We start from the raw sequence: 20,099 nt of genomic DNA on the forward strand, positions 1-20,099 counted from the left end.
TTCAGGACTCCATTCCGAAGTTCGTGGTGAACCGTACGTCGCCCTCGACCATGTCGCGCATGTCGCTGACGCCGTTGCGGAACATCAGGGTCCGCTCGACACCCATGCCGAAGGCGAAGCCCGAGTAGCGCGTCGGGTCGATGCCGCAGGCGGTCAGCACCCGCGGGTTGACCATGCCGCAGCCGCCCCACTCGACCCAGCGCGGGCCGTCACGGTGCTGGGCGAACCAGACGTCGAACTCGGCGGACGGCTCGGTGAACGGGAAGTAGTGCGGCCGCCAGCGGGTACGCGCGTCCGGCCCGAACATCGCCTTCGCGAAGTGGTCCAGGGTGCCCCGCAGGTGCGCCATCGTGATGCCCTCGTCGATGACCAGGCCCTCGATCTGGTGGAAGACCGGGCTGTGCGTGGCGTCGAGCTCGTCGGTCCGGTACGCCCGGCCGGGGCTCACCACGTAGATCGGCGGCTGCCGGTCGAGCATCGTGCGCACCTGACCCGGCGACGTGTGCGTACGCATGACCAGCCCCGGAACGTCCACGAAGAACGTGTCGGAGGACCCGCGCACCGGGTTGTCCGGCCCGATGTTGAGCGCGTCGAAGTTGGCCCACTCCAGCTCCAGCTGGGGACCGTCGACGATGTCGTAGCCCATACCGATGAAGACGTCACCCATGTGCTCCATGAGCGTGGTCAGCGGGTGCCGTGCGCCGCGCGGGCGCCGGGTCCACGGCAGGGTGACGTCGACACGCTCCTCGACCAGCACCCGGGCGGCGCGGTCGGCCTCCAGCTCGGTGAGGCGGGCGTCGTAGGCGGCCTGCACGGCCTGCCGGGCGACGTTCACCCGCTTGCCGGCGTCGGATTTCGCGGCCGGCGGCAGCGAGCCGATCTCCCGGCGGGCGAGCGACACCGGCGAGCGGTCGCCGAGGTGCGCGGGCTTCAGCGCGGCGAGCGCGTCGAGGTCGGTGGCCGTGGCGAACGCCTTCTCGGCGTCGGTCACCGCGGCCTCGAGCGCCTCGGGCGCAAGCAGGGCGGCCTGCTTGGGATCGTACGGATCGTTGCGGTAGGACATGTTAGAGCGAACTCCCTCACACCGGCAGTGTCATCCAGGACAGGGCCATCGGCAGTGTACGGAGGCGCGGCGTGGCCGCAGCCCGCCGGTCAGCGAAGTTCGCGCAGGAGAGTGTCAGACCCGGCGCCCGCGACCAGCGGGCCGGCTAAACAGAAGACCTGACATGCGGGCCAGCATACCGTCAGCGCTGCGCACGAGCCGACGCATATAGGCAGACGGCGGCCGCGGCGGCCAGGTTCAGGCTCTCCGCACCCCCGTAGATCGGTACCCGTACGCGCCGGTCGGCGGCCGCGAGAAGAGGTTCCGGCAGCCCGTGCGCCTCGGAGCCGAAGAGCCAGGCGGTCGGTGACCCCAGCAGGCCGCCGTCCAGCAGCGAATCCACGTCGTCGTCGCCGGTGCCGCTGGTGGCGAGCACCTGCAACCCGGTGTCCTGCAAAAGATCGATCACGGACAGCGGGGCGCGGACGACGTCCACATGGAACAGCGAGCCGGCCGAGGCCCGTACACATTTGCCGTTGTAGGGGTCCACGGCGTCGCCGGCGAAGATCACCGCGCTCGCACCCGCCGCGTCCGCCGTACGCAGCACCGTTCCGGCGTTGCCGGGGTCGCGGATCTCGGCGACCACCGCGACCAGGCGCGGGCGCTTCGCGAGGGCCTCACCGATCGGCACGTCGACCCGCTCGCAGACCGCGACCAGGCCCTGCGGGTGCACGGTCTCGGCGATCGCGGCGAGTGCCTCGTCGGTGGCCGCGGAAACCTCCGGCGCCTGCGCGGCCAGGTCGGCGTACCGCTCCAGCGCGCCGGGGGTGCCGAACAGCTCCAGCACGGCACCGGCGGCCAGCGCCTCGCGCACAGCCTGCGGCCCTTCGGCGAGGAAGCGGCCACTCTGGTCGCGATCCTTACGGCGCTGCAAGCGCCGGGCCGCGACGATTCTGGGGGTACGGGGTGTGAACATCTGCACCGATCCATAACGGCCGAGCGCCTCCCGACTTCTCGGGAGGCGCTCGGCACAAAAAGTGCTACGCGAAATCAGGCAGCCTGCGCGGCGGCGCCGCCGGTGCCCTCGGCCGCGACGGCCGCACGAGCGATCTCGACGATGCCGGCGAACGCGACGGCGTCGTGGACCGCGAGGTCGGCCAGGATCTTGCGGTCGACCTCCACCTCAGCCAGCTTCAGGCCCTGGATGAGGCGGTTGTAGGTCATGCCGTTGGCGCGAGCGGCCGCGTTGATGCGCGTGATCCACAGCTGGCGGAAGTCGCCCTTGCGGTCACGGCGGTCGCGGTACGCGTACTGCATCGAGTGCAGCACCTGCTCCTTGGCCTTGCGGTACAGGCGGGAGCGCTGACCGCGGTAGCCGCTCGCGGTCTCGAGCAGAGTGCGGCGCTTCTTCTGGGCGTTTACCGCCCGCTTGACGCGTGCCATTTCTAGTTACTCCTTTGGGGAACTGGTCAGGCTCGCGTCAGCGGCCCAGAAGCTTCTTCACTCGCGGGGTGTCGGCCTTGGCCACGGTGACCGTGCCGGTCATCCGGCGGGTGACGTGGGAGCTCTTGTGCTCCAGCAGGTGACGCTTGCCGGCCTGCTCGCGCACGATCTTTCCCTTGCCGGTGACCTTCACCCGCTTACCCATGCCGGTGTGGCTCTTCATCTTCGGCACTTGACGCCTCTTTCTGATCTTTCCCCGCGACCGGGGGGACACGGGGAAAAGCTGACTGTCGAGCTCCGCTCACGACGGCAGGTCGGGAACGAACCTCACTCTGCGATGGTGTCGGCAGGAGCGGCCGACTCGATGTCGGCGGGGTCGCCCTCGCGCGGCTCACGGGCAGGCTTGGCGCCCGCTGCGACGGCTGCCGCTGCGGCGGCCTTGGTGGCCCGGTGAGGTGCCAGCACCATGATCATGTTCCGGCCGTCCTGCTTCGGACTGGCCTCCACGAAACCGAGCTCGGAGATCTCCTCGCTGAGCCGGCGGAGAAGCCGGAAGCCCAGCTCGGGGCGGCTCTGCTCACGCCCGCGGAACATGATCGTCACCTTGACCTTGTCGCCCGCCTTGAGGAACCGCACCACGTGACCCTTTTTGGTCTCGTAGTCGTGCGGGTCGATCTTCGGCCGCAGCTTCATTTCCTTGATGACGGTCTGCTGCTGGTTGCGCCGTGCTTCGCGGGCCTTGAGTGCGCTCTCGTACTTGAACTTTCCGAAGTCCATGAGCTTGCACACCGGCGGCCGCGCCATCGGAGCAACCTCGACCAGGTCCAGGTCGACATCCGCAGCCAGCTGAAGAGCGCGCTCGAGCGGCACGATGCCGACCTGCTCACCCTCCGGACCGACCAGACGGACCTCACGAGCCCGGATCTGTTCGTTCACGCGTGGTTCGACGCTGATGGGGCCTCCTCAGAACGTTGTTCTCTCACCCGCCACGATGCGTGGCCGGTGATGCCAATGTCGGTCGGCCCCGAGTGCCCCGCCGGAGCGGGACGCCGGGAAAGCAGAAGGCCCCGCCAATGGCGGGGCCCGCTGGACCGGTCATCGGCGTCCGAGAAGGACGCGCGCCCGGCACAGGATGCGCTCCGTAGAGCGCAGCCCCTGCCGGGGAGACCGGACCCGGCCACTGAAGTGACTCGGGTGGGAACCTAGCGGGCTCCTCTTTCGCGCCCCGCTAAAACCGCAGGGCGTGGTCGACTAGCGGCCAGTCTATCAGGCGTCCGAAGCGGCAGAATGCAAGGCCCGGAGCGTACGGACTCCGTCCACCGCGTAGTCCTTGTCGACCGCCTGCAACGCGTGGATCGCCACCTGCTCGTCGTCGTGCAGCTCCAGATGCGCCCACGCCGAATTCCGGTCGAACCGGACCGCGCGGACCACCGACCAGGGCAGGTCGTAGCCGCCCACCACGTTGCGGATGTGCACACCCTCGTCGTCGGCGACGACCCGCGGCCGGCAGAACGTCAGGATGCCCAGGCCGAGCAGCAGGCCCAGCCCAATCATGGCGGCCTGGTCACCGCGCTGGAAGCTCATCCGCGCGTCCTCGAACCCGGCGTTGCCCTTCAGCCCGAAGCTGAGAACGATGAACAGGATCGCGACGGCCGCCGCCGCCGGGATCGCCACGACGCGGATCCTCTTGGGCCGGAAAGTCACAGCGGTCATCACAGCCTGCAGTTGGCGATGTCGGTGACGAGGATGGCCCGGGCGCCGAGCTCGTAGAGCTCGTCCATCACCCGGTGCACGCTGCTGCGCTGGACCATCGCCTGCACGGCGACCCAGCCCTCCCGGTGCAGCGGTGAGACAGTCGGCGACTCGATGCCGGGGGTCAGGCTGGTGGCCTGGTCGAGCAGGTCGGCGCGGACGTCGTACGCCAGCATCACGAAGTTTCGCGCGACGAGCACGCCCTGGAGGCGCCGCAGCAGCTGCGAGGCGCCGTTCGGCGTCTGCTCGCCGCGCCCGATCAGGATCGCCGAGGACCGCATGATCGGCTCGCCGATCGTGACGAGCCCCGCCTGGCGCAGCGTCGCGCCGGTCTCCACCACGTCGGCGATCAGGTCGGCCACACCGAGCCGGACCGCGTTCTCCACCGCTCCGTCCAGGCGCACGACGTCGGCCTTGAGATCGTTGTCGGTCAGGTACCGATTGACCACACCGGGGTACGCGGTCGCGATCCGCCGGCCGCCGATCTCGCCGGCGCTCGTCAGGCCACCCGCCGGGGCGGCCCAGCGGAACGTCGCGCCGCCGAAGTTCAGGTCGAGCAGCTCGGTCGCCGGAACACCGGAGTCGACGAGCAGGTCCCGGCCGGTGATGCCGAGATCCAGGTCACCGGAGCCGACGTAGGTGGCGATGTCACGCGGCCGCAGGTAGAAGAACTCGACGTTGTTGGCTTCGTCACGGCAGATCAGGTCTTTGGGGTCGGTGCGCTGGCGGTAGCCGGCGTCCCGCAACATCTGCGAGGCCGGGCCGGACAGGGTGCCTTTGTTGGGAATGGCGATGCGCAGCATCGGACGTGCTCCTTCGATCGAGGTAACGGTCAGGGGCGCCCGTCACAGATGTCGGTACACGTCCTTCAGCTCGAGTCCGGTGGCGATCATCAGGACCTGAGCCTGGTAGAGCAGCTGGGAGATCTCCTCGGCGGCGCGCTCGGGGCCCTCGTGCTCGGCCGCCATCCACGACTCGGCCGCCTCCTCGACGACCTTCTTGCCGATGAAGTGGACTCCGCGTTCGAGCGCCTCGACGGTGCCCGAACCGGGGGTCTGCTCCGCCGCCTTGCGTTGCAGCTCGGCGAACAGTTCTTCGAACGTCTTCACGAGCAACGATTGTGGCAGCTCATCACGTCTTGACGACGAACGCCCCCAGCGGTTGGGACGTCTTCTAAGCTGCCCGGCATGGTCAGCCGATTCACCCCCGTGACACTGGGCGGCGTCGCGGTCCTGTTCGCCGCCGTCACCGCCTGCTCTCCCGTTGAGGAAGACACCACCGCCGGAGCCCCCGCCTCGGCCTCCGCCGACGCCTGCGCGCCCGGCCAGCTCCACACCAAGGCACCGGGCAAGCTCACCATCGGCACCGACAACCCCGCGTACGAGCCATGGTTCAGTGACAACAAGCCGGACAACGGCAAGGGGTACGAGTCTGCCGTCGCCTACGAGGTCGCCGAGCGCCTCGGCTACCAGACCGCCAACGTGGTCTGGACCACGGTGACCTTCAACAACGCGATCGCCCCCGGCCCCAAGGCGTTCGACATCGACGTCAACCAGTTCTCGATCACCGACGAGCGCAAGGCGGCGGTGGACTTCTCCTCGCCGTACTACCTGGTGCGCCAGACGGTGATCACCACCAAGGGCTCGAAGATCGCCGGCGCGAAGTCGATCGCCGACCTGCGCGGCGCCAAGCTCGGCGCCCAGGTCGGCACCACCAGCTACCAGGCGATCACCGACCTGATCAAGCCGACCGGCAAGCCGTCGGTGTTCAACAACAACGACGACGCCAAGAAGGCCCTGGAGAACGGGACCGTCGACGGCATCGTCGTGGACCTGCCGACCGCCTTCTACATGACCGGGGCCGAGCTGGAGAACGGCGTCATCATCGGCCAGCTGCCGCAGGTCGGCGTGCCCGAGCAGTTCGGCATCGTGCTCGACAAGGGCTCGCCGCTGACCGGCTGCGTCAGCAAGGCGGTCGACCAGCTCCGTCAGGACGGCACCCTGGCCGTGCTGGAGAAGACCTGGCTCGCCGACACCGCCGGAGCACCCGAACTCCAGTGAGCCGCGTTCCATCCGCAAAGCACCACGTTGCCTCCGCCAGGCAACAGGAGCGGGTCGCCTACCGCCGCCGGCAGGCGATCCGCTCCGTCCTCCTCGCGGCGCTCTCGACCGCCGTCGTGGGGACGCTGCTCACCGTCGCGATCACCGGCGCGCCCGGGTGGGAACGGGTCAAGACCTCGTTCTTCGACCCGGATGTCGCCCGCAAATACCTGCCGGACATTCTGGACGGCCTCTGGCTCAACGTGCGGCTGCTGGTGGTGTGCGCATCGCTGGCGCTCGCGCTGGGGCTTCTGGTCGCGGTGCTGCGCACGTTGCGCGGTCCGGTCTTTTTTCCGGTACGGGCTATCGCCACCGGCTACACGTACTCGTTCCGCGGACTCCCGCTGATCATCGTGATCTACCTGTTCGCCTTCGGCATTCCCGGCCTCCGCCTGCAGGGCACCCCTGACGTGCTGGTCCTCGGTGCGGCGGCGATCATCATCACGTACGGCGCCTACCTCGCCGAGGTGTTCCGGGCCGGCATCGAGTCGGTGCACCCCAGCCAGATCGCCGCCGCCCGCTCGCTCGGACTCAGCTATCGGCAGGCGATGCGCCACGTGGTGCTGCCCCAGGCGGTACGCCGGGTCGCTCCCCCGCTGCTCAACGACACCGTGGCGCTGCAGAAGGACGTCGGCCTGATCTCCCTGGCCGGCCCGATCGACGCCATCCGGGCCGCCCAGATCGGTGTCGCCGAGACCGGCAACTTCACCCCGTACGTGGTGGCCGGTGTGCTCTTCGTCCTGCTCGCCCTGCCGCTCATCGCGGTCACCGACTGGGTGACCCTGCGCGCGGCCCGCCGCCAGAACGCGGGGTCCTGATGCTGCTGTCCTGCGACGGCGTCCACAAGTCGTTCGGCGACCACGCGATCCTCGACGGCCTGGACCTGGACGTCGACGAGCACGAGGTGGTCGCCCTGATCGGCGCCTCCGGCTCGGGCAAATCCACCCTGCTGCGCTGCGTCAACCTGCTCGAACAGATCGACGACGGCACCATCACGCTCGACGGTGACGAGATCACCGACCCCAGGGCAGACCCGGATCGGGTACGCCAGAAGATCGGGCTGGTCTTCCAGGCGTACAACCTGTTCCCGCACATGACCGTGCTGGACAACATCACGCTCGCCCCGACCCGCGTCCACAAGCGGCCCGCCGCACAGGCGAAGGAGCAGGCGCTGACCTGGCTGGACCGGGTCGGGCTGGCCGGCAAGGCCGACGCCTACCCGGACCGGCTCTCCGGTGGCCAGCAGCAGCGGGTCGCCATCGTCCGCGCCCTGGTGAACAACCCGCGGCTGCTACTGCTCGACGAGGTCACGTCGGCGCTCGACCCGGAACTGGTCGGCGAGGTGCTCACCATGATCCGCGACCTCAAGGGCGAGGGCATGACGATGGTGCTGGCCACCCACGAGATGGGCTTCGCCAAGCAGGTGGCCGACCGGGTCGCCTTCCTCGACGGCGGCCGGGTCCTCGAGCAGGGCCCGCCAGCCCAGGTCCTCGGCGACCCCACCGAACCCCGAACCCGCCAATTCCTCTCCCGAATAATCGAAGCCGGCCGCCTCTAACCCACCCCAAACCCGACCAGCTGGCCTTAAGCGGGCCCCCGCGCCCGAAAAGCCCCGCCGAGCGCCAGCCGAGTTGACCGGCTGGGCGTGAGCGGGGCCCCCACGCCCGAAAAGCCCCGCTGAGAGCCAGCCGAGTTGACCGGCTGGGCGTGAGCGGGGCCCCCACGCCCGAAAAGCCCCGCTGAGAGCCAGCCGAGCTGACCGGCTGGCCGTGAGCGGGGCCCCCGCGCCCGAAAAGCCCCGCTGAGAGCCAGCTGGGGGTGGGGTGAGGTCTCGCGGCAGGTCAGCCCGGCGGGCGCGGCAGAGCCTGGAGTGGGCAGCCGGCTCGCGTGGACGGTGGAGAGCTTTGCGTCGACCGTACGAGAAAAAGATCTTGACTGTGGGTTTCGATCTTGCGATTTGAAGACGCGACGGAACGCGACGGATGCGACGGAACGCGACGGAATGCGACGGAAGACGGTCTTGAGTTTGCTGCTGAACTAGGCTTTTTGGACTTCGCGGATGGAGAGGGCGGCGTCTAGGACGGCTACTGTGCTTTGCCAGCCCTTGTCTTCGATGGAGTCCTCCAGGCCGGCGCGATCGCGCGCCTGGCCGAGGCTCCCGACGGTGAGCACGCCGTGTGCGACTGGTGTGCCCTCGTCGAGGGCGACCCGGGTGAGGCCGGTGGTGACCGCCTCGCAGACGTATTCGAAGTGCTGCGTCTCGCCCTTGATCACGACGCCGAGGGCGACCACGGCGTCGTATTTGCGGGCCATCGCCTGGGCGACCACCGGGAGTTCGACGGAGCCGGCCACCCGGGTGACGAAGACCTCGCGGACGCCGCACGCCTCGGCTGCGGCTCTCGCCCGCTCGATCATGTGGTCGACGAGGTCGCTGTGCCAGCGGGAGCCGACGATGCCGAGCCTGAGCCCGGCAGCGTCGACGGTCTGCATGTGCGGATCACCGAAGCCGGCCATGTAAGTCCCCCTTTTTCGTCATTGTTCCCTCTCGGGAGGGAAGAGTCAGCCCAACGCCTCGAACAGGTGGCCCATTCTGTCGCGCTTGGTCCGCAGGTACCGCACGTTCTCGGGGTGCAGCCGCACCGGCAGCGACTCACGGCCGGTGACGGTCAGCCCGTACCCCTCCAGGCCGGCCCGCTTGGCCGGGTTGTTCGTGAGCAGCCGCATCGAGCGCACGCCCAGGTCGTAGAGGATCTGCGCGCCGGTTCCGTAGTCGCGGGCGTCGGCCGGCAGGCCCAGTTCGAGGTTCGCGTCCACCGTGTCGAAACCGCGGTCCTGCAGCTGGTACGCCTGCAACTTGTGCAACAGCCCGATACCGCGCCCCTCATGCCCGCGCATGTAGAGCACCACACCGCGCCCCGCCTCGGCGACCCGTTCCAGGGCCGCGTCGAGCTGTGGGCCGCAGTCGCAGCGCTTGGAGCCGAAGACGTCACCGGTGAGGCACTCGGAGTGCACCCGGACCAGCACGTCCGCGCCGTCGCCGAGGTCACCGAAGACCAGCGCGACGTGCTCGCCCTCGTCCGCCGCGGTGCGGTAGCCGACAGCGGTGAAGACGCCGTGCTCGGTGGGCATCTTCGTCTCGACGACCCGCTCGATCCGGCTGCTGTCCTCCCGCTCGCGCAGGTAGGTGACCAGGTCGGCGATGGTGATCAGCACCAGGTCGTGCTCGGCGGCGAACTTCTCCAGGTCGGGGCGGCGCTGCATGGTGCCGTCGTCGTTGACCATCTCGCAGAGGACACCGGCGGCCCGGCCGCCGGCGAGGACCGCCAGGTCGACCGACGCCTCGGTGTGCCCGGGGCGGCGCAGCACCCCGCCGGAACGGGCCCGCAGCGGCACGATGTGCCCGGGGCGGGACAGGTCGCTCGGCTGGGTCTCCGCGGAGGCGAGCAGGCTGATGGTCCGTGCCCGGTCGGCGGCCGAGATGCCGGTGCTCACGCCGGTGCGGGCGTCGACGGTGACGGCGTAGGCGGTACCCCTGGCGTCCTGGTTCGTGTGGTACATCGGTGGCAGTTCGAGGCGGTCGGCCTCGGCCTCCGGGATCGCCACGCAGATGTAGCCGGACGTGTAGCGGACCATGAAGGCGACCAGTTCCTGGGTGGCGTGCTCGGCCGCGAAGATGAGGTCGCCCTCGTTCTCGCGGTCCTCGTCGTCCACCACGATGACCGGCCGGCCGGCCTTGATCGCGGCGATGGCACGCTCGATGCTCTCAGACATTTCGGCTCCCCAGCATCTTCTCGACGTACTTGGCGATCACGTCGACCTCGAGGTTGACCGGTTCGCCGATGCCCTTGCTCCCCAGCACGGTGTGCTTGGAGGTGGCCGGGATCATCCCGACCGAGAAGGTGTCCTCGGTGACCTCCATGACGGTCAGCGACACACCGTCAACGGTGATCGAACCCTTCTCCACCACGTATTTCGCGAGGTCGGCGGGGAGCGAGAAGCGCACCACCTCCCACTGGTCGGCCGGCTCGCGCGCGACGATCGTCGCGACGCCGTCGACATGGCCCTGGACCAGGTGACCGCCGAGGCGGCTGCCGACGGTGGCGGCCCGCTCCAGGTTGACGTTGCTGCCGGTCCGGAGCGCTCCGAGCGAGGAGCGGCGCAGCGTCTCACCCATCACGTCGGCGGTGAACACGCCGTCGACGTTGTCGATCACGGTGAGACAGACGCCGTTGACCGAGATCGAGTCGCCGTCGCGGGCGTCCGACGTGACGAGCGGGCCGCGTACCGCGATGACCGCGGAGTCGGCGGCGCCCTCCGTCAGGCGGACGATTTCACCGAGTTCCTCGACGATGCCTGTGAACATTTCGGGAATCCTTCTTCCGCTTATGGGTGGTGGGCGGGGTGGTCGGAAGGCTTGGGCCGCAGGTTTGCGGTGAAACGCAGGTCGCCGCCGATCTGCGCGATGTCGGTGAAGTCCAGCTCGATCGCGTCGGCGATCGTTTCCACACCCGCGTCGACGAGGGCGGCGCGCCCCGAGCCGAGCAGTTTCGGTGCCACATAGCCGACCACGCGATCGATCAGCCCGGCCGCCAGGAACGCGCCGGCCAGCGTGGGGCCGCCCTCCAGGAGCACGTTGCGGATGCCGCGGGCATACAGGCCGGTGAGCAGGGCGATCAGGTCGACCCGGCCTTCCGGCCCGGCGCCGGCGGCGGCCGCGGTGACGATCCAGGTGGGTGCGGCCGCGTCTCGCACCCGGGCGTTTTCGGGGGTACGGCCGGACGAGTCGACAACGACCCGGAGTGGTTGCTTGATCGCCAGCGTGCCGTCCCGAAGGTCACGGACGGTCAGCTGTGGGTCGTCGGCGAGCACCGTCCCGACGCCGACGACGATCGCGTCCACCGTGCTGCGCAGCACGTGCACGTCGGTACGCGACTCGGCCGAGGAGATCCACTGGCTGGTCTTGTCCGCCGCGGCCGAACGCCCGTCCAGGGTGGCGGCGAACTTCCAGGTCACGAACGGCCGGCCCCGGCGCACCGCGGTCAGCCAGGCGACGTTGCCGAGCTCGGCCTCCTGACGGCGCACCCCGGTCGCCACCTGCAGGCCCGCGGCCCGCATCGTGGCCGCCCCGCCGGCCGCCACCGGTGTCGGGTCGTCGACGGCGATCACCACCCGGCGCACCCCGGCGGCGATCAGCGCCTCCGAGCACGGGCCGGTCCGGCCGGTGTGGTTGCACGGTTCGAGGGTGACGACGCAGGTGCCGCCCCGCGCCAGCTCACCGGCCTGCGCCAGGGCGACGATCTCGGCGTGCGGGCCGCCCGCGTAGGCGTGGAAGCCCTCGCCCACCACCTCGCCGTCGGGCCCGAGCAGCAGGCAGCCGACGACCGGGTTCGGGCTGGTCGTGCCGAGGCCCCGGCCGGCCAGCGCAATCGCGCGGCGCATCGCCTCGTCCTCGGTCACCATCGTGGTCCTCTCGCGCGGCACGGTCACGCGCGGAGGGGTTGGGAGATAACGCCGGGAACCGGGCACAAGGGTACGCTTCGCGCACCCCGGAGATGATCGGGCCACGAGGGCACGACCGTCCGATTCCGCGCGCTGTCTCCCATCCGGACTGTCTGATCGAGCGGCTCGCCGCCTGATCAACCGTCGGCCCCGGATTCTCACCAGGTCCACCGTCCGCCGAAGGGTATCGACGTCCGGGTCGCGGGCTTACCGATGCTTGCGCGTCGGATCACCGCCGGTTCGGAATTTCACCGAGTCCCGCCAGCGCGTGGTGGGTCAACCCCGAGTCTTGCACGCGCCGGCGGATTTGCCACCAGGAGGGCGAGCTACTTCACATCCGGCTGTCTGACCATGGCTGCGACCAGGGCGGCAGCATTCTCCAGCTCGTTAACAGTGTTGTAGTAGTGCGGAGAGAATCGCACCATCGGGTGCACATCGCGGAACTCGTTGTCGAACTGGTTGTCCAACGGCTCGGTGGCGGTGACGTTGACACCGGCAGCCGCCAGGCGGGTCACCACCTCGTCCGCCGGGACCCCCTGGACCTTCGCGGTCACGATCGCGCAGCGCACTTCGCCGAGGTCGTAAGTGGTCACGCCCGGGATGTCGTCGAGCAGGCCGCGCATCCGGGCACCGAGTTCGACGGTGCGCTCGCCGATCTCTTCCAGACCGAGATCCAGGGCTTGGCGTACGGCCACCGCCAGCCCGATCGTGTTGACGTAACTGTTCTCCCAGGTCTCGAACCGGCGGGCTCCCGGCACCCAGGTGAAGCCGCGCGCGCCGTCCCACTCCGCCGAGCGGATCTCGGCCACGTGCGGATCCAGGTTGTCCAGGAACGAGTCGCGTACCCAGAGGAAGCCGGTGCCCCGCGGTCCGCGCAGGAACTTGCGGCCGGTGCCGCAGAGCATGTCGCAGCCGATCGCCCGCACGTCGACCGGGAACTGGCCCGCCGACTGGGTGGCGTCCAGCAGATAGGGCACGCCCGCCGCCCGGGCGACCCGGCCCACCTCGGCCGCCGGGTTCACCAGCCCACCGGAGGTCGGCACGTGGGAGAGCCCGACCAGCCGGGTCCGGTCGTCGATCAGGCCGGCCAGCGCGACCGTGTCCACCTGCCCGTACTCGTCGTTCGGCACCACCACGACCTCGGCGCCGGTGCGGCGGGCCACCTGGAGGTAGGCCAGGACGTTGCTGCCGTACTCCGAGCGGCTGGTGAGGATCCGGTCGCCGGGACCGAGCCGCAGCGAGTAGAACGCGGCCTGCCACGCGTGGGTGGCGTTGTCGAACAGGGCGATCTCGCCGGGGCGCCCGCCGAGCAGTTCGGCCAGTGCGGCGTACGCGTCGTCGATCTGCTCCTGGGCGGCGCCCGCGGCCTCGTAGCCGCCGATCTCGGCCTCGGCCCGCAGCTGCCGGAGCATCGCCTCGATCGTGGGCTGCGACATCAGGGCCGCGCCCGCGTTGTTCAGGTGGTTGCGGTGCTTGCAGCCGGGCGTGATCGCGCGCAGTGCGGCAACATCCATCACCGCACCCTGCCACGCCCGGCGCGGATTCGCAGCGGTAGTAGACAGTGTCTACGCCGACTGGTAGACACTGTCCATGCCCGCTGACGACGACTTGCAGGCGAGGCTCGTCCGGGTGGGTGCGGAGCTTCTGCGTACCGAAAGCCCTGATGCTCTGTCGTTGCGCGAGATCGCCCGGCGCGCCGGGGTCTCCCACGGCGCACCCCGCCGCTACTTCCCCACCCACCTGTCGCTGCTCTCGGCCATCGCCCGCTCCGGCTTCGGCGACCTGTCCCGCGACATCGCCGGCGCCATCGCGCGCACGCCGGCCGACCCCCGGTCCCGGATCACCGCGCTCGCTCACGCCTACGTCAGCTTCGCCGAGACGAACCGGAGCATGTTCGAGCTGATGTTCCGCCACGACCTGCTGCAGAGCGGCTACCTCGGCCTGCGCCAGGCCGGCCTGCCCCTGTTCCGGCTGCTCGTCGACCTGATCGCCGAGGCCCGCCCACGCTCCGAACAGCCACCCGAGATCACCGCCGGCGCACTGTGGTCCGCCCTGCACGGCATGGCGCAGCTGCGCAACTGGGGCAGCCTGCAACTCGCCACCGGCGCCACCGACCCGGCCCCGTTCCTCGATGCCATCCTCACCGCCCACCTGGGAGACACCGCATGAAACCGCCGCTGTACGCGCTGACCGACCGCACCCTCGGCGCACTGGCCCGCACGGTGTGGCGCCCAGCCGTCACCGGCCTGGAGAACATCCCGGCCGGCACCGGCGCCATCATCTGCCCCAACCATCTCTCGATCGGCGACCAGTTCTTCCTGGGCATCACGACACCGCGCCACATCGCCTTCTGGGCCAAGGCGGAGTACTTCAAGGCCACCGGCGTGCGCGGCGGGCTCACCCGCCGGGTGGTCACCGGGATGGGCGCCATCCCCGTCGAGCGGGGCGGCGGCCGCGCGGTCCTCACCGCCTTCGCCGCCGCCGAACCGATCCTGCGCTCCGGCGGCCTGGTCGCCGTCTTCCCGGAGGGCACCCGCTCCCCCGACGGCCGCCTCTACCGCGGCCGCACCGGAGCCGTACGCCTCGCGGCCCAGGCCGGCGTGCCGCTGATCCCGGTCGGCATCCGCGGCACCCGCCCCGGCGGACCGCTGATCCGCCCGATCTCCATCACCTTCGGCGAGGCCCTGCCGACACCCGACCCGGACATCAGCCCCGCCGACGTCCGTGCCATGACCGACGACCTGGTCGCCCGGATCCAGTCGCTGAGCGGGCAGGAATACGTTCCCGCCTACGCCCGGCCGTCTACTCCGCCTACGCCGTCTACTCCGCCTCACTCCGGCGACGATCGATAGCCACGTACGACCCCGGCTGGGACTTGGCGACCTTCTTCATCTCGGACGCGACGGCGATCACCACACGGGGGTCGGTGAACCGGCGCCCGTCGGCCGTGGCCTGCGCGACACCGATCGACAACGTGACCAGGGCGGCCTTCTGCTTGTTGCCCCGCCGATCGGGAACCTCGATGTAACCGCGCTGCGCGTCCTGAGGCTCGTAGAGCCGGTCGGCTGCCTGCTCGAAGTCGGTGACGGTGCGCTTGGTCAGCGGCAGGACCTGGTCCGGCGCACAGATGAAAACGAAGTCGTCGCCACCGATGTGACCGAGGAAGATCGACGGCTTCCCGGTCTTGCCCGCCGCTCGCTGCAGGCTACGGGCCAGCGCCGTGATGAACTCGTCACCGCGGTCGAACCCGTAGACGTCGTTCACGCTCTTGAACCGGTCGACGTCGATGTAGCCCACCGAGTAGTCGCCGCCGGCCCGCATCCGGTCGCTGATCTCCCGCCGGACCCGGGCGTTACCCGGCAGCCCGGTCAGCGGCGACACCTCGCGGAACTCCTTGTTGCGCCGCAGTGTGGTGTCGACCCGGGCCATCAGCTCCTCGGTGTCGAACGGCTTGACCAGGTAGTCGTCGGCGCCCGCCTTGAAACCGAGAACCTTGTCCACGGTCATCGACTTGGCGGTCAGCATGATCACCGGCAGTGCCGACAGCAGCGGGTCGGCCCGCAACTGCTGGATCAGCTTCACGCCGTCCATCCGCGGCATCATCCAGTCGACGATCGCCAGGTCGGGCCGGCGCGTCAGCGTCTCCATCAGCTCGAGCGCCTCCTGGCCGTCCTTGGCCCGGATCACCTCGTAACCCTGCATCTGGAGGTTGAACTCGACGAAGCTGGCGATGTCCTTGTCGTCGTCGACCACCATGATCAAGTCGGGACCCGGTTCGGGCTCCAGCTCCAGAGGGTCCACATCGGGTTGCGGCTCAGCCGTGCTCATCGCACCTTCCTGGACTACGCCGGGGCATGAATTCCGATGATGGGCCCGAACCCGGTGGTCACGCCACCCCCATTTTGGCGGCGGCAAGAGCCCGAAGCTTCTGTACGGCCTTCGCCGGGTCCTCGGCGCCGTAGACCGCGGTGCCCGCGACGAACGCGTCGGCACCCGCCTCAGCAGCCTGTTCGATGGTGTCGGCCGCGATGCCGCCGTCCACCTCGATGCGGACCTGCAGGTCGTTCACCGCGATCCGGCGGCGCACGTCACGCACCTTCTGCAGCATCTCCGGCATGAACGCCTGACCACCGAAGCCGGCCTTGATCGTCATGATCAGGACGGTGTCGAGGTACGGAAGCAACTCCAGGTACGGCTCGACAGGCGTGTCCCGGTCGATCGCCAGGCCCGCCTTGGCACCCGCCGCACGCAGCGTCCTGGCCAGCTCCACCGGGTCGTCACAGGCCTCGGCGTGGAACGTGACGTTGTAGGCGCCCGCCTCGGCATAACTCGGGGCCCACCGCTGCGGGTCGGTGATCATCAGGTGCACGTCGAACGGGATGTTCGTCGCCTTGCGCAGGCTCTGCACCACCGGCAGGCCGATCGTGAGGTTCGGAACGAAATGGTTGTCCATGACATCCACGTGCACCCAGTCGGCGGCACCCTCGATGGCGCGGACCTCGTCACCCAGACGGGAGAAGTCCGAGGCGAGGATGCTGGGCGCGATGATCGGCGTCGGTTCCACGGCTGAAGTGTATGACCTGCGGTCTGTGCGCCGGTCCCGCCCTGACTAGGATCACCCGCCATGCCCAGCAACTCCGTCCCGCGTACCGGTGGGCGACTCGCGCTCATCGACGGCCTGCGCCTGATCGCCGCCCTGGCCGTGGCGATGTATCACTTCACCGGATACGTGCCCGGGGTCGAGGACACCTGGGGAGTCCGCCCGGAGACCGCCTTCCCGGTGCTGCACCAGGCCAGCCAGTACGGCTGGCTGGGCGTCGAGCTGTTCTTCATGATCAGTGGCTTCGTCATCTGCATGAGCAGCTGGGGCCGCACGACAGGGGCGTTCTTCCGGTCCCGCATCGTCCGGCTCTTCCCCGCCTACTGGGCCGCCATCCTGATCACCACGGCGGTCCTGACCGTCTGGCCGACGGTCCGCGACCACCCCCGCTGGTACGAGATCCTGCTCAACTTCACCATGCTCCAGGGCGCGATCGACGCCCCCCGGGTGGACGCCGTCTACTGGACCCTGTGGAGCGAGGCGCTCTTCTACACGCTGTTCTCGGTGGTGGTCTGGCGCGGGCTCACGCTGCGCAGCACGATCATCTTCGGGTACGCCTGGCTGTTCACCTCGATGCTCGCCGCGGAAGCGGAGATCCCGCTGCTCAAGGTGCTCCTCCAGCCGGAGTACGCCCCGTTCTTCGTGGCGGGTATCGCCCTCTACCTGATCCACCGGTTCGGGTCGGACATCCTGCTGTGGGGGCTGCTCGGGGCGTCGTTCGTGCTCGCGCAGTACTGGACCGCCCGGAGGGTGCTGCACGTCGGGTCGAAGATCGACGCGGAGCTGTTGCCCAAGGTGGGTGCGGTTCTTGTGACCGGGTTCTTCTTGGTGTTGCTGGTGATCGCGCTGGGGTGGACGGATCGGATCCAGTGGCGGTGGCTGACCACGGCTGGGCTGTTGACCTATCCGTTCTATCTGCTGCACGAGTACGTCGGGTGGACGGTTGTTCACGGCGTTCGGGACATGGCGCCGCGGCCGGTGGTGCTGGTGGCGGTTACGGCGTTCATGCTGGTGGCGGCTTATCTGCTGCATCGGGTGATCGAGAAGCCGGTGGCGCGGGTGTTGCGGCGGAAGCTGGAGCAGGCGTCTGTTGATCTCCGTCGCGGTGATCCCTCGGCTCCTCCGGCTTCCCCGGCTTCCCCGGCCCCTCCGGCTTCCCCGGCCCCTCCAGCTTCGGCGCCGATCCCTGCGCAGGCTGCGCCCACGCCTTGACGCCGAAGGCCGGGCCCCATTCGGGCCCGGCCTTTTTCGTCAGCTCGCGGCTTTGCTCAGCTTGTGCGGCGCAGTACCGCCAGGAACATCGCGTCAGTGCCGTGCCGGTGCGGCCACAACTGCACCGTCGGCCCCGCGCCCAGCCCCGGCATCCCCGGCGGCAGCAGCGGCCGGGCGTCCACGAAGTCGACCTCGACGCCGCTGCGCCGGGCACCCTCGCTGACCGTCACCTGGGTCTCCACCATGTGCGGGGAGCACGTCACATAAGCCACCACGCCACCCGGGCGGACCGCTCGCAACGCTGCCACTAGCAGCTCCCGCTGCAACTTCGTCAGCGGCGGCAGGTCGGCCGGCGTCCGCCGCCAGCGCGACTCCGGCCGGCGGCGCAGCGAACCCAGCCCGGTGCACGGCGCGTCAACCAGCACCCGGTCGAACGCCTCCTCCGGCAGGTCGGGGTCGCGCCCGACGGAACGCCCGTCCATCGGGAACACCGTCACCGGCATCCCCTCGGTCGCCTGCTCCACCAGCCGGGCCCGGTGCTCCGCCACCTCGACAGCGGTGACCTCCGCACCCCGGCCCGCGGCGATCGCGCCCATCAGGCCGGTCTTGCCGCCCGGGCCCGCGCACAGGTCGAGCCAGCGGGTGTCCCGGCCCTCGATCGGCGCGGCCAGCAGCGCGGCCGCCACCAGCTGCGAACCCTCGTCCTGCACGTGCGCCCGGCCCTGCCGGATCGACGCCAGGTTGCGGGGCGCGCCGCCGTTCAGATAGACCGCGTACGGCGAGAACGCCCCGGGAACGCCGTCCGCCTCGTCCGCCAGGTCGACCGCGTCGACCCGGCCCGGACGGGCGCACAGGTGCACGGTGGGCGGCTGGTTGTCCTCGATGAGCAGCCGCGCGGTCTCCTCCAGGTCGCCGCCGAGCGCCTCCGAGAACGACCGGATGATCCACTCAGGGTGGTGGTGCATCACCGAGAGGTTCGCGATCGGGTCGTTCTCGTAGTCCGGGGCGACCTGCTCCAGCCAGGCGTCGAGCGTCGTCTCGGAGATCGTGCGCATCACCGCGTTGGCGAACCCGGCCGCGCCCGGCGCCACCGAACGCACCAGGTCGACCGTCTGGTTCACCGCGGCGTGCGCCGGAACCCGGGTGTAGAGCAGCTGGTACGCGCCGAGCCGCAGCGCGTCCCGGGCCGGCGGGTCGATCCGGGCGACCTCACGCCCGGCGGCCGCGGCGACGATCAGGTCCAGGGTGCCGAGGGCACGCAGAGTCCCGTACGTCAGCTCGGTCGCGAACGCCGCATCCCGCCCGTGCAGGCCCATCCCGTCGAGGATCTCGGAGAGGACCAGGTTCGCGTACGCGTCGTCGCGGTGCACGGCAGCGATGGCCTCGTACGCCGCCTGCCGCGCCGGATCCGACGGCGGGCGACCGGCGCGCGGGGCCCGGCCACTGCGATCGTCCCGGGAGTACCCCGGTCCGCCCGGCCGGCTCGGGCGGCCGCTGCCGTGTGGCCGCGAAGCCCTGTGCTCGGTCACGCCAGTTTCTCCCCTGCTTCGATTCGCATGCCGCGCGCCCAGTCGGTGGCGGACATCGGTTTCTTCCCGGCGGCACGCACCTCACCCAGCATCACCGGGGTGGTGGCCGTACCAGCCAATACCTGCTTGCGCTCCACCAGCAGCTCGCCCGGCTTCAGGTGCGGGGCGTTGGCAACCGGCCGCACCGGACCCAGCTTGAGCCGCTCGTCGCGCAGCGTCGTCCAGGCGCCCGGCGCCGGCGTGCACGCGCGGATCCGCCGGTCCACCGCGAACGCCGGATCGTCCCAGCGGACCCGGGCGTCGTCGGCGGTCAGCTTCGGCGCGAACGAGATCCCGTCGGCCGGCTGCGGATGTGCCCGGGCGGTACCCGCTTCGATGGCGTCGAGCACCGCGACGAGCAAGCCCGCACCCTCCACGGCCAGCCGGTCGAGCAGGTCACCGGAGGTGTCGTTGAACCGGATCTGGTCGGTCAGCGTCCCGTAGACCGGACCGGTGTCGAGGCCGGCCTCCAGCTCGAAGACGCTGGCGCCGGTCACCTCGTCACCGTGCAGAACGGCGTGCTGCACGGGCGCCGCACCGCGCCAGGCGGGCAGCAGCGAGAAGTGCAGGTTCACCCAGCCGCGCTTCGGGATCTCCAGGGCGGACGGCGGGACCAGAGCGCCGTACGCCACCACCGGCACACAGTCGGGCGCCAGCGCACGCAGACGCTCCTGGAACTCGGGGTCGCGCGGCTTCTCCGGCGTGAGCACCTCGATGCCACGCTCGTCGGCCCACGCACCGGCCGGCGAGCGGACCAGTTTGCGGCCCCGGCCGGCGGGCGCGTCGGGCCGGGTGACGACGGCGAGCAACTCGTGTCCGGAGGCGGCGATCGCGTCCAGGCTGGGCAACGCCACGGCGGGCGTCCCGGCGAAGATCAGGCGCAC

General features: G+C 70.1%; 23 protein-coding genes and 1 riboswitch. Of the genes, 6 read left to right on the forward strand and 17 right to left on the reverse strand.

The genetic code is table 11. The features are described 5' to 3' along the window. Position 1: 1 nt before the first annotated feature. The 8 genes from pheS to ACFQV6_RS21275 form a co-directional block, all read right to left on the reverse strand. Complete coding sequence (pheS, locus tag ACFQV6_RS21240) at positions 2-1,063, reverse strand: phenylalanine--tRNA ligase subunit alpha (protein WP_378029275.1); 1,062 nt, start codon at positions 1,061-1,063, stop codon at positions 2-4. A gap of 181 nt (positions 1,064-1,244) precedes the next feature. Continuing rightward, positions 1,245-2,018: a TrmH family RNA methyltransferase gene (locus ACFQV6_RS21245; protein WP_378029276.1), complete on the reverse strand. Its 774-nt coding sequence runs from the start codon at positions 2,016-2,018 to the stop codon at positions 1,245-1,247. 74 nt (positions 2,019-2,092) lie between these two features. After that, complete coding sequence (gene rplT / locus ACFQV6_RS21250; RefSeq protein ID WP_378029277.1) at positions 2,093-2,485, reverse strand: 50S ribosomal protein L20; 393 nt, start codon at positions 2,483-2,485, stop codon at positions 2,093-2,095. Between the two features lie 37 nt (positions 2,486-2,522). Beyond that, positions 2,523-2,717 (reverse strand): 50S ribosomal protein L35, encoded by a 195-nt coding sequence (rpmI, locus tag ACFQV6_RS21255; protein WP_361022612.1) that lies wholly within the window; start codon positions 2,715-2,717, stop codon positions 2,523-2,525. 95 nt (positions 2,718-2,812) lie between these two features. Then, positions 2,813-3,421 carry a translation initiation factor IF-3 gene (infC, locus tag ACFQV6_RS21260; RefSeq protein WP_378029278.1) on the reverse strand — a complete coding sequence of 203 codons (609 nt, stop codon included), beginning with the start codon at positions 3,419-3,421 and terminating at the stop codon, positions 2,813-2,815. A 330-nt stretch (positions 3,422-3,751) separates the two neighbouring features. Continuing rightward, positions 3,752-4,198, reverse strand: coding sequence for a PH domain-containing protein (locus ACFQV6_RS21265; RefSeq protein ID WP_378029279.1), 447 nt, complete (start codon positions 4,196-4,198; stop codon positions 3,752-3,754). Beyond that, a complete protein-coding gene (gene hisG, locus ACFQV6_RS21270; RefSeq protein ID WP_378029280.1) occupies positions 4,198-5,040 on the reverse strand; it encodes an ATP phosphoribosyltransferase in 843 nt (280 codons plus the stop codon). Before hisG ends, ACFQV6_RS21265 begins: the two co-directional genes overlap by 1 nt. Before the next feature lie 42 nt (positions 5,041-5,082). Further along, positions 5,083-5,352 (reverse strand): phosphoribosyl-ATP diphosphatase, encoded by a 270-nt coding sequence (locus tag ACFQV6_RS21275; protein ID WP_229072420.1) that lies wholly within the window; start codon positions 5,350-5,352, stop codon positions 5,083-5,085. 72 nt (positions 5,353-5,424) lie between these two features. Here ACFQV6_RS21275 and ACFQV6_RS21280 point away from each other — a divergent pair, with 72 nt between their 5' ends. Genes ACFQV6_RS21280 through ACFQV6_RS21290 form a run of 3 tightly spaced genes read left to right on the forward strand, consistent with a single transcriptional unit; the run spans position 5,425 to position 7,894 of the window. Further along, positions 5,425-6,297, forward strand: coding sequence for an ABC transporter substrate-binding protein (locus ACFQV6_RS21280; RefSeq protein WP_378029281.1), 873 nt, complete (start codon positions 5,425-5,427; stop codon positions 6,295-6,297). Beyond that, positions 6,294-7,154 carry an amino acid ABC transporter permease gene (locus tag ACFQV6_RS21285; protein WP_378029282.1) on the forward strand — a complete coding sequence of 287 codons (861 nt, stop codon included), beginning with the start codon at positions 6,294-6,296 and terminating at the stop codon, positions 7,152-7,154. Before ACFQV6_RS21280 ends, ACFQV6_RS21285 begins: the two co-directional genes overlap by 4 nt. Next, the gene (locus ACFQV6_RS21290; protein ID WP_378029283.1) at positions 7,154-7,894 is read left to right on the forward strand and encodes an amino acid ABC transporter ATP-binding protein; all 741 of its coding nucleotides are present in this window, start codon (positions 7,154-7,156) and stop codon (positions 7,892-7,894) included. Before ACFQV6_RS21285 ends, ACFQV6_RS21290 begins: the two co-directional genes overlap by 1 nt. Positions 7,895-8,373: 479 nt before the next feature. Here ACFQV6_RS21290 and ribH read toward each other — a convergent pair whose 3' ends face one another. The 5 genes from ribH to ACFQV6_RS21315 form a co-directional block, all read right to left on the reverse strand. Continuing rightward, entirely contained in the window at positions 8,374-8,850 is a 477-nt protein-coding gene (gene ribH / locus ACFQV6_RS21295) for a 6,7-dimethyl-8-ribityllumazine synthase (protein ID WP_378029284.1), read from the reverse strand. Positions 8,851-8,895: 45 nt separating this feature from the next. After that, positions 8,896-10,107, reverse strand: coding sequence for a bifunctional 3,4-dihydroxy-2-butanone-4-phosphate synthase/GTP cyclohydrolase II (locus ACFQV6_RS21300; RefSeq protein WP_378029285.1), 1,212 nt, complete (start codon positions 10,105-10,107; stop codon positions 8,896-8,898). Further along, positions 10,100-10,699, reverse strand: coding sequence for a riboflavin synthase (locus ACFQV6_RS21305; protein WP_378029286.1), 600 nt, complete (start codon positions 10,697-10,699; stop codon positions 10,100-10,102). The genes ACFQV6_RS21300 and ACFQV6_RS21305 overlap by 8 nt, the downstream gene beginning before the upstream one ends. A gap of 20 nt (positions 10,700-10,719) precedes the next feature. Further along, positions 10,720-11,796: a bifunctional diaminohydroxyphosphoribosylaminopyrimidine deaminase/5-amino-6-(5-phosphoribosylamino)uracil reductase RibD gene (gene ribD, locus ACFQV6_RS21310; RefSeq protein WP_378029370.1), complete on the reverse strand. Its 1,077-nt coding sequence runs from the start codon at positions 11,794-11,796 to the stop codon at positions 10,720-10,722. Positions 11,797-11,923: 127 nt separating this feature from the next. Continuing rightward, positions 11,924-12,105: riboswitch (FMN riboswitch) on the reverse strand. Positions 12,106-12,161: 56 nt separating this feature from the next. Then, entirely contained in the window at positions 12,162-13,349 is a 1,188-nt protein-coding gene (locus ACFQV6_RS21315) for an aminotransferase class V-fold PLP-dependent enzyme (protein WP_378029287.1), read from the reverse strand. A gap of 76 nt (positions 13,350-13,425) precedes the next feature. Here ACFQV6_RS21315 and ACFQV6_RS21320 point away from each other — a divergent pair, with 76 nt between their 5' ends. Together ACFQV6_RS21320 and ACFQV6_RS21325 are read left to right on the forward strand one after the other, a co-directional pair. Then, the gene (locus ACFQV6_RS21320) at positions 13,426-14,004 is read left to right on the forward strand and encodes a TetR/AcrR family transcriptional regulator (RefSeq protein ID WP_378029288.1); all 579 of its coding nucleotides are present in this window, start codon (positions 13,426-13,428) and stop codon (positions 14,002-14,004) included. Beyond that, a complete protein-coding gene (locus ACFQV6_RS21325) occupies positions 14,001-14,687 on the forward strand; it encodes a lysophospholipid acyltransferase family protein (protein WP_378029289.1) in 687 nt (228 codons plus the stop codon). Before ACFQV6_RS21320 ends, ACFQV6_RS21325 begins: the two co-directional genes overlap by 4 nt. Here ACFQV6_RS21325 and ACFQV6_RS21330 read toward each other — a convergent pair. Together ACFQV6_RS21330 and rpe are read right to left on the reverse strand one after the other, a co-directional pair. Then, positions 14,656-15,663 carry a response regulator gene (locus ACFQV6_RS21330; protein WP_378029290.1) on the reverse strand — a complete coding sequence of 336 codons (1,008 nt, stop codon included), beginning with the start codon at positions 15,661-15,663 and terminating at the stop codon, positions 14,656-14,658. The genes ACFQV6_RS21325 and ACFQV6_RS21330 overlap by 32 nt on opposite strands. Positions 15,664-15,721: 58 nt before the next feature. Further along, the gene (gene rpe / locus ACFQV6_RS21335) at positions 15,722-16,399 is read right to left on the reverse strand and encodes a ribulose-phosphate 3-epimerase (RefSeq protein WP_378029291.1); all 678 of its coding nucleotides are present in this window, start codon (positions 16,397-16,399) and stop codon (positions 15,722-15,724) included. A 60-nt stretch (positions 16,400-16,459) separates the two neighbouring features. Between rpe and ACFQV6_RS21340 the strand changes: the two genes are divergently transcribed. Beyond that, positions 16,460-17,647 carry an acyltransferase family protein gene (locus ACFQV6_RS21340; RefSeq protein ID WP_378029292.1) on the forward strand — a complete coding sequence of 396 codons (1,188 nt, stop codon included), beginning with the start codon at positions 16,460-16,462 and terminating at the stop codon, positions 17,645-17,647. A gap of 56 nt (positions 17,648-17,703) precedes the next feature. Here ACFQV6_RS21340 and ACFQV6_RS21345 read toward each other — a convergent pair whose 3' ends face one another. Both ACFQV6_RS21345 and fmt read right to left on the reverse strand, forming a co-directional pair. Beyond that, positions 17,704-19,176: an RsmB/NOP family class I SAM-dependent RNA methyltransferase gene (locus ACFQV6_RS21345; protein ID WP_378029293.1), complete on the reverse strand. Its 1,473-nt coding sequence runs from the start codon at positions 19,174-19,176 to the stop codon at positions 17,704-17,706. Further along, the gene (gene fmt / locus ACFQV6_RS21350) at positions 19,173-20,099 is read right to left on the reverse strand and encodes a methionyl-tRNA formyltransferase (protein WP_378029294.1); all 927 of its coding nucleotides are present in this window, start codon (positions 20,097-20,099) and stop codon (positions 19,173-19,175) included. Before fmt ends, ACFQV6_RS21345 begins: the two co-directional genes overlap by 4 nt.

This window comes from Actinoplanes sp. GCM10030250 (genome assembly GCF_042666575.1).
Lineage (GTDB): Bacteria > Actinomycetota > Actinomycetes > Mycobacteriales > Micromonosporaceae > Actinoplanes.